The 13,010-nt window shown below is 60.5% G+C and carries 4 protein-coding genes and 5 pseudogenes; 1 reads left to right on the top strand and 8 read right to left on the bottom strand.

Features of this window, described 5'->3' with window-relative positions:
• Positions 1-2: 2 nt before the first annotated feature.
• From parC to dnaE, 8 genes and pseudogenes are all read right to left on the bottom strand, one after another.
• A pseudogene (parC, locus tag JCM25146_RS17820) lies at positions 3-2,212 on the bottom strand (DNA topoisomerase IV subunit A).
• An 83-nt stretch (positions 2,213-2,295) separates the two neighbouring features.
• Positions 2,296-3,051 (bottom strand): annotated as a pseudogene (recO, locus tag JCM25146_RS17815) (DNA repair protein RecO).
• A gap of 40 nt (positions 3,052-3,091) precedes the next feature.
• A pseudogene (tsf, locus tag JCM25146_RS17810) lies at positions 3,092-3,995 on the bottom strand (translation elongation factor Ts).
• A 131-nt stretch (positions 3,996-4,126) separates the two neighbouring features.
• Positions 4,127-4,914, bottom strand: a pseudogene (gene rpsB / locus JCM25146_RS06600) (30S ribosomal protein S2).
• A 160-nt stretch (positions 4,915-5,074) separates the two neighbouring features.
• Entirely contained in the window at positions 5,075-6,181 is a 1,107-nt protein-coding gene (locus tag JCM25146_RS06595; RefSeq protein WP_025826752.1) for a Rieske 2Fe-2S domain-containing protein, read from the bottom strand.
• A gap of 158 nt (positions 6,182-6,339) precedes the next feature.
• A complete protein-coding gene (locus JCM25146_RS06590) occupies positions 6,340-7,146 on the bottom strand; it encodes an aminotransferase class IV (RefSeq protein ID WP_025826750.1) in 807 nt (268 codons plus the stop codon).
• Positions 7,143-8,519, bottom strand: a complete 1,377-nt coding sequence (locus tag JCM25146_RS06585; RefSeq protein ID WP_025826747.1) for an anthranilate synthase component I family protein — start codon at positions 8,517-8,519, stop codon at positions 7,143-7,145. The genes JCM25146_RS06590 and JCM25146_RS06585 overlap by 4 nt, the downstream gene beginning before the upstream one ends.
• Before the next feature lie 3 nt (positions 8,520-8,522).
• Positions 8,523-11,941: pseudogene (gene dnaE / locus JCM25146_RS17805) on the bottom strand (DNA polymerase III subunit alpha).
• Positions 11,942-12,145: 204 nt separating this feature from the next.
• Between dnaE and panC the strand changes: the two are divergent.
• On the top strand, positions 12,146-12,991 hold the full coding sequence (panC, locus tag JCM25146_RS06575) for a pantoate--beta-alanine ligase (protein WP_025826744.1): 846 nt from the start codon (positions 12,146-12,148) through the stop codon (positions 12,989-12,991).
• Positions 12,992-13,010: the final 19 nt, after the last annotated feature.

Genomic DNA, 13,010 nt, shown 5'->3' with positions numbered 1-13,010 from the left:
GCTCAGCCCTTTTTGTTGGTCCATGTCGGGGCCAGCTTGCCAACACCGGCGCGCTTGCCCAACCAGTCCTGCAAATCGGCCATGCCGCGGCACCGCACCGCACCCGGCCAGACCAGCCCTTCGGATGCGGTAAACACAACGGCCTGACGCAGGTGCGCGCCATCGGCATATTTTTGCAAGGCAACGCCAAGACCGCGCCCCATAACGGGCAACTGGTCAAGCGGGAAAATCAGGAAGCGGCGGTTATCGCCCAGAACGGCCACGTGGTCGCCTGAGCGGGAATGCACAGCAGTGCCGAGTCATCGTCCTTGAGGTTGAGCACCTGCCGGCCTGAACGTTTTTCGGACACGAGGGCATCATCCTCCACCACCATGCCGCGCCCGGCACTGGAGGCCACAAGACGCCTGCCCCCATCCTCCAGCACAAAGACGGCCAGTAGTTCCTCATCATTGGACAGGTCCACCAGCAGGCGCACGGGCTGGCCATCACCCCGTCCACGCGGCAGATCCGTGCCCTTGACCGTAAAGGCCCGGCCATCGGTGGCAAAAAAGCACAGCCGGTCCGTGCTCTGGCAGGGAATGGCGAGTTTGAGACCATCCCCTTCCTTAAACTTCTGGCTATCCAGATCAACGGCATGACCCTTAACCGCCCGGACCCAGCCTTTTTGGGAGAGGATCATGGTCAGCGGCTCACGCTCCACTGTTTCCACTACCGAGATATCAACCGGCTTGGGAGCGGACAGAATGGTGCTGCGCCTTGGCCCAACGCGGCCTTTGGCAAACAGCTTGACCATTTTGTCCAGTTCCTGCCCGATCTGCTTCCAGCGCTGTTTTTCGTCACCCAGCAGGGCAAGCAATTCGGCTTTTTCCGCCGACAGAGCATCATGCTCCCTGCGGATTTCCATTTCCTCCAACCGGCGCAGGCTGCGCAGGCGCATGTTCAGCACGGATTCGGCCTGCATGTCGGTCAGGCTGAAAGTCGCCATAAGGCTGGCCTTGGCGTCATCCTCCTCGCGGATAATACGGATGACCTCATCAAGGTTGAGGTACACCACCAAAAAGCCTGCCAGAATTTCCAGCCGCCGTTCCACTGCTGCAAGGCGGTGGCGGCTGCGCCGCTCCAGCACCTCGTGCCGGTGGTTGAGCCATGCCTGCAACACCTGCTTAAGGCCCAGCACACCGGGCGCACGGTCGGCCCCCAGCACGTTCATGTTCAGGGGGAAGCGGCTTTCCAGCGCTGTGGCCCGGAACAGAGTCTCCATCAGCACTTCGGGTTCAATACCGCGGGTTTTGGGCTCAAGGATCAGGCGGATTTCATCCGTACTTTCATCGCGGATGTCGCCCAGCAGAGGGAGTTTTTTCTGATCAAGCAGATCAGCCACCTGCTCGATCAGGCGGGACTTTTGCACCTGATAGGGAATTTCCGACACCACAATGTGCCATGTGCCAAAGCGCCCCTGCTCCACAGCCCAGCGCGCCCGCATACGAAAACCGCCCCGCCCAGTCTCATACGCCTGCAAAATAGCGGAGGCATCCTCCACAATCAGCCCGCCCGTGGGAAAATCCGGTCCCGGCATAAGCTCCAGCAGGTCCTGCGTTGTGGCTGTCGGCTTGCGGACCAGCAGGGCAGCGGCTGCACACACTTCCGCCGCATTATGAGGTGGTATGCTGGTAGCCATGCCCACGGCAATACCCGCCGCACCATTGGCCAGCAGGTTGGGGAATGCCGCTGGCAACACAATGGGCTCGTGCTCCTCACCATCATAGGTGGGCCGAAAATCCACGGCGTCGCTCTCTATCCCGTCCAGCAGGGCTACGGCTACTTCCGTCAGGCGGGCTTCCGTGTACCGCATGGCGGCTGCGTTATCGCCATCGATCGAGCCAAAATTGCCCTGCCCTTCCACCAGCGGGTAACGGGCGGCAAAATCCTGCGCCAAACGGACAAGAGCTTCGTAAACAGAAGCATCCCCGTGCGGGTGGAACTTACCAATCACATCGCCCACAACGCGCGCGCATTTTTTAAACCCCGAGGCAGGGTCCAGCTTGAGCTGATGCATGGCGTAAACCAGCCGCCTGTGCACAGGCTTGAGCCCGTCGCGCACATCCGGCAGCGAACGCGACATGATGGTGGACAAAGCATAGGCCAGATAGCGCTCGCTCAGCGCATCCGCCAGTTTTGTCTCCTCAATATGGCCTTCAAATGTCTCGTTCATGCTCTGCCCCAGAAAAAACGGTGCGATGTGGTCGGCACAGACATACCGCCACAGGCCCGGTTGTGCCAGCCTTGCTGCGCAGTTCAGGGCTGGTTGATGTGTGCCTGTAGCTTTTCAAGCCGCGCAAGCAGCCTTTGCCGGGCAGCAGGAAGGGGCAGATGCCGCTGCCCAAAAGCATCCCGTGCCAGAAAATGCCCACTCAGCTGCAGGCCTGCGCGCCACTCCGCCCAACTCCCCTCCTGCGCAGGGTCACGCAAAAAAGCGGGCAACGGCAGGAGCCGGTCCTTCCACTCCCCTGCACCTGCCACACTAACAGCCCGCCCCGTGCGGGGGGAGACATAGGCAAGGTCCTGCGTTTGTCCGGTGACCGCACAAGCACTTAAATCCAGCCCAAAGCCCAGCACATCCAGCAGCGCCAGCTCCCATTCAATATAATTGGGCAGGCCAGTCTGTTCCGCCACATCCGGCTATAGCCAATAAAGGACAGGAGTTTGAGAGTCGCGCCAAAAAATGCCGGGCATGGCTCGCCTTCGGGCAAGGTGGCATCGGCCAGCACACACACAGACTGCATCATGGCCAATGCCAACGGCATGTCCAGAATACGCGCGGCACATCCGTAAAGCAGCTCGCCGGATACGCGTATGGGTGCGCCCTCGCCACGCTGTGTCAGACGGGCCTTGACCACGTTGCCCGGTTGCCACAAGGCGCGCCCTGCGCGGCTGGCACCCCCATAGGCCAGCGCACGCACCAGCGTCTGCCTCGGTCAACATATGGACCCGCGCCCCGCTCTCGCCTTGCGGGGCCACAAAAACAACAAGGGCGGGAGCCTCCCTTTGCAGAGAAGTCCCGCCCTTGCTCAACAGACCAGAACCTGAGGTCTTAGACGCCAGACACCTTGGCCACTTCCGCAGCAAAGTCGTCCACAGTCTTTTCAATGCCTTCGCCCAGGTGGAAGCGGTCAAAGCCAGCCAGCGTGACGCCAGCTTTCTTGACAACGTCCTTCACGCGGGTTTCGCCATCATGCACCCACACCTGCTCCAGAAGAACCACTTCTTCGTAGAACTTACGGATACGGCCTTCGACCATTTTTTCAATAATGGCTTCAGGCTTGCCCGATGCGCGGGACTGTTCAATGAGAACAGCGCGTTCACGCTCGACTTCTTCCTGATTCAGGCTGTTCACGTCCAGCGCGGAAGCGGGTGGCGGCAACGTGCATGCCAATCTGTCGGCCAAGCTGCTCAATGGCTTCATCAGCCGTCGGGGCTTCAATTGCTGCCAGAACGCCAATTTTACCCAGACCGGGGCGCAGTGCGCCATGCACGTAAGTGGCAACAACGCCAGACGGCACGGTAAACACGCGAGCGCGGCGCAGGGTCATGTTTTCGCCAATGGTGGCGATCAGGTGCGTCAGCTCGTCAGCCACGGTGCGGCCCGTGTCCAGTGTGGCAGCCTTGATGGCTTCCAGATCATCACCAACCTTGAGAGCAACCTTGGCAACGGATTCCACAAAGTTCTGGAACGCTTCGTTACGGGCGACAAAGTCGGTTTCGGCGTTGACTTCCACCATGGCGGCGGTTTTGTCGGCAGAGGCCACAGCAACCAGACCTTCTGCTGCCACGCGGCCAGATTTTTTGGCGGCGGCGGCAAGGCCCTTGGTGCGCAGCCAGTCAATGGCGGCTTCAATATCGCCCTGCGCTTCGTTCAGCGCCTTTTTGCAATCCATCATGCCTGCGCCGGTTTTTTCGCGCAGTTCCTTGACCAGTGCTGCGGTAATTTCCGCCATATTCCTACTCCTTAGAAAACCGCAACGCGCCCCTAGCAGGGCGCGCGACAGAACATTCCGTTGCCCGCAAAAAACAGGCATCTCATGTAAAAAACAGCCCGATCAGAAGACCGGGCTGTTTTTTAAAGGCTTCAGCCTGCCGCCGGAGCTTCTTCAGCCACCGGAGCCGCTTCGAGAGCGGGTTCAACCGGCAGTTCTTCAGCAGCGCCCACGTCGTGGCCCGCAGCCCCGAGCTCAGCGGAAATACCGTCGAGCACGGAAGCGGACACGAGGTCGCAATACAGGCCAATGGCGCGGATGGCGTCATCGTTACCGGGGACCGGGTAGGTCACGCCGCGCGGGTCGGAGTTGCTGTCCAGAATGGCCACAACCGGGATACCCAGCTTGTTGGCTTCTTCAATGGCCAGCTTTTCCTTGTTCGTGTCGATCACGAACAGCACGTCGGGCAGGCCACCCATTTCCTTGATCCCGCCGAGGGAGCGTTCAAGCTTGTCGCGCTGGCGGGTCAGTTCCAGCACTTCCTTTTTGGTCAGACCGGAAGTCGCACCTTCGAGTGTTTCTTCAATCTGGCGCAGACGCTTGATGGAGCCTGAATGGTCTTCCAGTTGGTGAGCATACCGCCCAGCCAACGATGGTTGACGTAGTACTGACCGCAACGACGTGCTGCTTCAGCAATCGGGTCCTGCGCTGCACGCTTGGTGCCAACGAACAGAACGCGGCCACCACCGGCCACAACATCGCGAATCGCTTTAAGCGCGCGGTCGAGCAGGCCAACGGTCTGCTGAAGGTCGATGATGTGAACCTGGTTGCGCACACCGAACAGGAACGGCGCCATGCGCGGGTTCCAGCGGCGGGTGTGGTGACCAAAGTGAACACCAGCTTCAAGCAGCTGGCGCAGTGTGAAATCGGGCATCGCCATGGGGCGTATTCCTACCTAACTGGTTAAGACCTCCGCGAGACACCACCCGGCCTTGGGACCGGGCACCAGAGGTGTTTGGCCTCGCGTGTGTTATACCCCGACCTGCGCCGGGGCGGCTCTATATGGCGTTTGACCAAGCGGGCAAGGCCAAAAAACGTAATCAGCCCTGTTCGAGCGGTTGGGCGTGGCGGTTGGGCACGCCACTACGGGCCAGCAGGTCACGCAGGCTTTTGACCACGGGGAACACCTCTATGTTGTGGTCCCCCCCCAACTCGCGCCATGCGTTCTGTTCCATTTCCACGATTTCGCGGTCTTCTTCAAAGATGCGATGCGTGAACAGGCCCAGCACCGGCCATGCAAGATCGAGCAGAAAAGTCCATTTGGGCTTTTTGACCGAGAGCAGACCAAACGCCTGAGTAACCTGCTGGGTTTCCCCCAACGGCAGGTAGCAGGCCCACAGGTCCATGATCAGGTCCCCGTCCTTATCGTGGATCTGGAGAGTCTGGTACGGATATGTGGTGCGGATGGAGACAACCTCCTCCACCGGCTGTTCGCGACCATCATCATGATGTTTGCCAAAAATCAGGGCTTCGGCCAGCGGCTGGTTGCCACCCTTGCGGGCAAAGCTGTAGCGGGCCTCCATAAAATTGTCGCCCTTGTCCTGCCCCAGAAAACGGGCGGTGATGGAGCCCATCTGGCGGCGGTGCAGGAACTGGTGGTTCATGTCCATCAGGTTTTCATGCATGAAAGTGTAGTGGCACTTCAGGCGTGGGCTGAACTGGCGGGTCTTGAACTCTGGGTTACCCACCTGTGCAATATCAGGCACCGGCACCTTGTCGGCCAGATCGGGGTCACCGGGGAAGATAAAAATCAGCCCGCTTTTTTCGCGGCAGGGATATGCCTTAACCGGGCGGCCAACGCCCTCCTTGTTCAGGTAGGGTACGGTTACGCATTTGCCCTGCTGATCAAACGCCCAGCCATGGTAGCAGCACTTTATGCACCCCTTGTCATCCACAACGCCTTTGCTCAAGGGCACCTGACGGTGGGCGCAACGGTCCTCCAGCGCGTAAACGGGGCCGTATTCGGGGCGAATCAGCGCAATGGGGTGGCCTGCAAACCGGGCGGCAAACGCCTTGCCCGGCCGCACTTTGCTGGACCACGCCACAGGGTACCAGAAATTGGGATCAACATCGATCTGTCGCAGATCATAGCGGGGGGCATTGGCCCGGTCCGCTGGTTGCTCCGTGGCTGTTGTTGCCTGTTGCATGGTGTCACCTCATCAGAATACCACAGACCGGCTGTTCCGATGCATATTATTCCGGCCTGAAAAGGACCGGCGCACGATTGAGCATTCCAGCCGGTCAGCACAAGCCCTTATCGTCGCATGCCTGCCCACCGGACGAACAGGACTTAAAACTGCACGGGTTATGTGGCGTGGAGCAGGGCGTGCTCCAACCGGGTTGTCCATGCACCATCCTCACACAACTCCTGCCCGTCCAAGGCGCGCACAATGCGTAGGGAAAGGGAGTTGACCAGCCATACGCCGCGCGCGCCAAGCAGGTCGGTCGGGCTGAGCGGGGCCTCGCGCACAAGGTGGCGTTCCAGCAGAATCTGGCGGGCAATACCCGCCAGTGCACCCTCGCTCACCGGGGGGGTGAGCACGCCTGCATCGGTTGCAACCAGCAGATTGCTGATTGTACTTTCCGTCACCCGCCCATGCGTGTTGAGCAAAAGAGCATCCTGCGCACCCCGCCGCTCGGCCTCCTGCCGGGCCAGAATACCGGGCAGATAATTCAGGCTTTTGAGGGTGGACAGGGGCGATGCCTCATCCCGCCGAATCAACCTGCTAATAACAACACGGACATGACCGAGCGAAAACACACCGGCTGTGGCCGTCAGCAAGACCGTAGGCGTTGCATGGGCCGGGGGCAGCAACCCCCGCGGCCCCTCCCCCCGCGCCACACTCAGCCGTAGTACCGCATTATCCAGCCCGCAGGCGGCCAGCAGTTCGGTCGCGGCATGCTGCACCACCGCCGGATCAGGCACACCAAGACCCAGCACCTCCCCTCCGGCTGCCAGCCGCGCCATGTGCCGGGACAGGTGCAGCACCTGCCCACCCACTGCACGCATGGTCTCAAACAGGCCATCACCCAGAGTAAAACCCCGGTCCGCCGGGCTTATGCGCGCCACATCCGGCGCACACAGCACGCCATTGAGCCAGACAAAGCTCATGCCCCCTCCACAAATGCGGCAAAGGGTGCAAGTTTTAGCTGCATTTCCGCATATTCCCTGTGTGGGTCGGACAAAATGGTAATGCCGCCCCCCGTGCCAATGCGCAGTTGCCCCGCATGGGCCACAAAACTGCGGATAATCACCGAGCTATCCATCCGCCCATCCAGACCCAGATAAAAAACAGTGCCACAATACGCCCCACGGGGGGTGGTCTCCAGTTCGTCAATAATTTCCATGGCCCTGTGTTTGGGCGCACCTGTTACCGAACCGGGCGGCAGGGTGACCCCCAGCAGGTCAAACACATCGCACCCATGCCGTAATTGCCCCCTGACCTCCGAGACAAGGTGGTGCACATGCGCAAACCGCTCCACCCCCCAGAGTTCGGGCACATGCACACTGCCAATGCGGGCAACGCGCCCTATGTCATGGCGCATCAGGTCCACGATCATCAGGTTTTCGGCCCGTTCCTTGTCATCCCGGGCGAGGTTGTGCGCCAGATGCTGGTCCTCTACCTCCGTGCGGCCACGCGGGGCGGTGCCTTTTATGGGGCGTGTGGCAATCTGCCCCGCCGGGTCCACCTGCAAAAACCGCTCAGGCGAGCATGACAGAAGGGCAAAACCTCCCCCGCAGGACAGATAAGCCCCAAACGGTGCAGGCGCGACCTGCCGCACCCTGCGGTATAATTCCGCCGCACAGACCCCGTCTGGCAGGGGCGTGGTATGCTGGCAGGTCATATTAGCCTGAAAAATATCGCCTTGCGCAATATACTCCTGAGCCACCCGCACGGCCTGACAATATGCGGCCTCGGACAAGCTGGCCTGCAACGGCTCCAGTGGCACCACAGCAGCAGGTGCGACCTGCTCGGGCAGAGCAGCCCACGCAGCCAGTGCCTGCCTCTGCGCCTGCGCGGGCTGCCCGTCCTGCGTAAAACCGGCGACAAACACACGCTGGTTCTGACGGTCCCACACATAGGCATGGTCATAAAAAGCAGCGGCAAACAGGGGCTCGTCCCCACTGCCATGGCGGGAGGTTACTCCCTGCTGGGCCATACCGAATGCATAGCTGGCAAAGCCAACCCATCCCCCGCAAAACGGCACATCAGGCTGCGGAGGCTGCTGGGGGTAGTTCCGCGCTGTTTTGCGCAGGAGTGCAAGAATATGCTCCGGGCCGGAAAAGGCCATAACGGCCCCGTCAAACTCTACCCTATCGGCAAAAACCCGCAGGGTGTGCCTTGGATTGTGGCAGAATATGTGCCAGCGTGCACGTGCATCCAGCGCCCCCGAACTATCCAGAAAAGCGCACCACGGCGCACGCCCCCACTGAGCCAGAACCACATCTGGCGTCCGCCACGCCAATGCGCGCACCCATGCCACGGGTTACACCTGCTCCACGCGGGAAATGCCTTCCAGCGTACGCAGTTTCTGCCCTAGCAGCGGAGTAACCTTGTAGCCCCCACGCAGCCGGATTTCCACATCGCAGCTTTCCGCCACACCGGGGACCAGCACAATACGGCCAGCACCACCCCTTTGTTCGCCCAGAACCATTTGCAGGGCGGGCAGAGCTTCCTCTTTTTCCAGCCATATCCGCATCTCGCTCTGGCCCTGTGCCGCGGCCTGCTCCAGTTCCACAATGTCGGACGCGGTTATGCGCATGGCCTCGCCCTCCAGCTTGAGTTCGGCAGTAACCAGCACGGCATTCCCCGCCACCAGACTCTCCCGCACACGGCCCAGCACTTCGGAAAACACGGTCACCTCACACCCGCCGGTCGCATCGGACAGGCGCACCCATGCCATTTTGTTGCCTGTGCGGGTCGGTCGCTCCTTGCGGTCCACAACGCACCCCGCAATTTTAACCCGCCCGACCCCGGCCTCCGCCGCTGCCAGCAACTGGGAGGATTTGACAACCCCCAGCCTGCGCAGGACGGGGCCATAAGCATCCAACGGATGTGCCGTCATGTGGAAGCCGATAGCATCTGCCTCCATCGCCAGTTTTTCAAACTCTGGCCAGTCCGGACCATCGGCCAGACGCAGTGGCTCCTTCTCTCCCCCACCGCCAAACAGGCCAATCTGGCCAGAGGCCGCCTCCTGCGCCTGACTGTGGGCACGGCGTAGAATGGCATCGGCAGAATGAAAGACACGCGCGCGGTTTTTATCCAGACATTCAAATGCACCCGCCTTGGCCAGATTTTCCATCTGCATGCGGTTGATGTGTTTGGGGTCAATGCGTGTGGCAAAGTCGGCCAGATCGGTAAAAGGTTTGTCACCACGGGTTGCGACCAGCACCTCCATGGCGCCAAAACCAACTTTTTTAACTGCGGCCAGCGCGTAGCGGATCGCGTGTTGCCCGTCTGGCATAACCTCCACCGCAAAATCGGCTTCCGAGCGGTTAATATCTGGCGGCAGCACGGCAATGCCCATGCGCTCGGCCTCCTGCCGCAGCGCTGCCAGTTTTTCCGTCCGTTCCCGTGCAAGCGACATACAGGCCGCAAGGAAGGCCACAGGGTGGTTGGCCTTCATCCACGCTGTCTGGTAGGAGACAAAAGCGTAGGCTGCTGCGTGAGATTTGTTAAAACCATAGTCCGCAAACTTGGCCATGAGGTCGAACACCTCCACCGCCTTGTCGTGGTCTATGCCGCGCCCGGTTGCCCCTTTGGTAAAAATCTCGCGCTGGTGGTCCATTTCCGCACGGATTTTTTTACCCATGGCGCGGCGCAGCAGGTCGGCCCCGCCCAGACTGTACCCTGCCATCTTCTGGGCAATCTGCATGACCTGTTCCTGATAGACCATAATGCCGTAGGTCTCTTCAAGAATATCGCGGATTTCCTCATGCGGGGGTTCCCATGCCTCTCCGTGTTTGCGGCGGCAGTAGTCGGGAATGTTGGCCATGGGACCGGGGCGATACAGGGCCACGGCGGCAATCAGGTCCTCCAGCCGGGTGGGGCGCATCTGCTTGAGCACGTCACGCATGCCAGCGCCTTCAAACTGGAACACGCCTGCCGTATCCCCCCGGCTGAGCATGTCGTATGTAGCGGCGTCATTCAGGGGGATGGAGGCCAGATCCACCTCCTTGCCCATTTTGTGAATAAAATCCACACCGCGCTTGAGAATGGTCAGGGTTGTCAGGCCCAGAAAGTCGAACTTGACCAGCCCCGCCTGCTCAACAAACTTCATATTGTACTGCGTGACCAGCGTATCGCTCTTGGGGTCTCGGTAGAGCGGCACCAGTTCCACCAGCGGGCGGTCCCCGATCACCACGCCTGCGGCGTGGGTACTGGCGTGGCGGAAAAGCCCTTCAAGCTGCTGGGCAATTTCCAGCAATCTGCGCAATGCCTCGTCGTTATCACGCATTTCCTGTAATTTGGGCTCGCCCGCTATGGCTTCCTTCAGGGTCACCGGCTTGGCGGGGTTGTTGGGAATAAGCTCGGCCACACGGTTGACCATGCCATAAGGCAGCCCCAGCACACGCCCGACATCACGCACCGCCGCGCGTGCCTGCAACTTACCAAAGGTAATGATCTGGGCTACGCGGTCGGCCCCGTATTCGCGCCGCACATAGGCAATGACCTCGTCCCGTCGGTCCTGACAAAAGTCGATATCAAAGTCAGGCATGGACACGCGTTCGGGGTTGAGGAAGCGTTCGAACAGCAGGTTAAAAGGGATGGGGTCAATATCGGTAATGGTCAGCGCCCATGCGGCCAGCGACCCGGCCCCCGACCCACGCCCCGGCCCTACGGGAATGTCATGCGCCTTGGCCCACTGGATAAAGTCCGCCACGATCATGAAGTAACCGGGGAACCCCATTTTGGAGATAATATCCAGCTCAAACGTCAGCCGCTCGCGGTAGCGGGTTTGCAGGTCTTCATCCAGCGTCATGGTGGTCATGCGCCGCTCCAGCCCCTCCCACGCCATGGCGCGCAGGGTCTCGTCCTCCGTAGCCCCTTCTCTTACCTTGGGGCAGACGGGGAGCAGGGGTTTGCGCGTTTCCACCTTGATGGCGCAGCGGCGGGCAATTTCGAGCGTATTGTCACACGCATCCGGCAGGTCCGCGAACAGCGTACGCATCATCTGCGGGGGTTTGAACCAGTGCTCGGGCGTTACGCGAAAGCGGTCCTTCTCCGCCATCGTGCGGCCCTGCGCAATGCACACCAGCGCGTCATGCGCCTCGTACATTTCCGGCTTGGGGAAAAAACATTCATTGGTTGCAACAAGGGGCAGGCCAAATTGGCTGGCAAGGCCCAGCACACCCGGCTCCACCGCTTTTTCCACAGCCAGTCCGTGGCGGTGCAGTTCCACCACCAGCCTGTCATCAAATGCCTCGTGCAGGCGGGCGAGCCAGCGCGTGGCCTCATCCTTCTGCCTTCCGCCAGCATCTGGAACAGCGGACCGCGCGTGCCCCCGGTCAGCAGGATCAGCCCTTCAGCCCGCTCACACAACACATCCAGACTGACAAACGGGTCTGATGGATCGGATGTCTTGAACCCCTCGGAGGAGAGGAACTGAAGGTTGGCCAGCCCCGTCGCATTCTGCGCCAGCAGCACAACAGGCTCGGAAGGAGCGCCGGGTTTGTCGTTACGGGCGGGCAGACCGATCTGGCCGCCAATAATGGGCTGAATGCCACTTTTTGTGCAGTACTGCGAGAACTCCAAGGCCCCGAACAGATTACCCGAATCTGCTATGGCCACAGCAGGCATCCGCATTTCCTGCGCCAGAGACGCAATTTCCGGCACCCGGATTGCCCCTTGGCTCAGCGAGTAGGCAGAGTGCACACGAAGATGAACAAAATCAGCGTAGGACATGTGCCTCCATAGCACAGGCATGCCCTCTCTTCACCGTCCTGTACGCACTTTAACCATCAGGGTGCGGCATGCCCCATGCATGTGGTGGGGCAGTCACACCCGCCCTGCGGCTGGAACCGCACGCCAATCGGCACTAAAGTGGGGGATCTACCCTGTTCGGGGGTTTTATCGCCCCGATGTTTCATCTGTTATTCAGGATATTTCATGCGGATTATCAGATCCAGATCAGAGCTGGCCACACAGCGCGCCCAGTGGCGCACAGAGGGCCAGCGTATTGGCGTTGTGCCCACCATGGGCTCGCTCCACAACGGCCATCTGGCCCTTGTCAACGCGCTGGATGGCAAAGCCACGCGGCGGATTGTGAGCGTATTTGTCAATCCCATCCAGTTCAACAATCTGGCTGATTTTGAGCACTATCCACGCGGGCTGGAGGCCGATGCCGCCGTGCTGGAAGGCACCGGCAAGGTTGACGTGCTCTACGCCCCAGATGAGACAGAAATGTACCCGCCGGGTTTTGCAACACGCATTACGGTTGCCGGTCCGGATGCGATGCTATGCGGGGCAGAACGACCCGGCCATTTTGATGGCGTTGCAACAGTTGTCAGCAAGCTCCTGCTCCAGACGGGCGCCGATGTCGCAGCCTTTGGTGAAAAAGACTACCAGCAGCTCTGCCTGATCCGCCGCCTGGTGTGTGACCTTGACCTGCCCGTAAGCATTGTTCCCGTCCCCACCGTGCGCGAGGCAGATGGCCTTGCCCTTTCCTCCCGCAACCGGCGGCTGAGTGCCGCACAGCGCAAACAGGCCACCCACCTGCCCGCAGCACTGCTCGCCTGCATTGCAGACATTCAAGCCGGCAGCCCCGTTACTGACAGCCTGCAAACCTGCCGCGACCGCCTGACTGCTTCTGGGTTTAATGTGCATTACCTTGAACTGCGCACTGGGGACACACTGGAGCAGACATCCACCCCCCAGCCAGATGCACGCCTGTTTGTTGCCGCAAGCCTTGGTGACATCCGCCTGATTGACAACATGCCTCTCCACCACGCCTAACCCCACGCCCCCGATTTTT

It is taken from the genome of Acetobacter okinawensis JCM 25146 (assembly GCF_000613865.1).
Taxonomy (GTDB): domain Bacteria; phylum Pseudomonadota; class Alphaproteobacteria; order Acetobacterales; family Acetobacteraceae; genus Acetobacter; species Acetobacter okinawensis.
The sequence above is the reverse complement of the archived record's forward strand: the minus strand, read 5'-3'. Positions and strand labels throughout refer to the sequence as shown.

What these genes read in the sequence shown, in the direction of transcription:
- JCM25146_RS06595 (WP_025826752.1), bottom strand. Translation starts at nt 6,181, where the DNA reads ATGCAACAGGCAACAACAGCCACGGAGCAACCAGCGGACCGGGCCAAT.
- panC (WP_025826744.1), top strand. Translation starts at nt 12,146, where the DNA reads ATGCGGATTATCAGATCCAGATCAGAGCTGGCCACACAGCGCGCCCAG.
- JCM25146_RS06590 (WP_025826750.1), bottom strand. Translation starts at nt 7,146, where the DNA reads ATGAGCTTTGTCTGGCTCAATGGCGTGCTGTGTGCGCCGGATGTGGCG.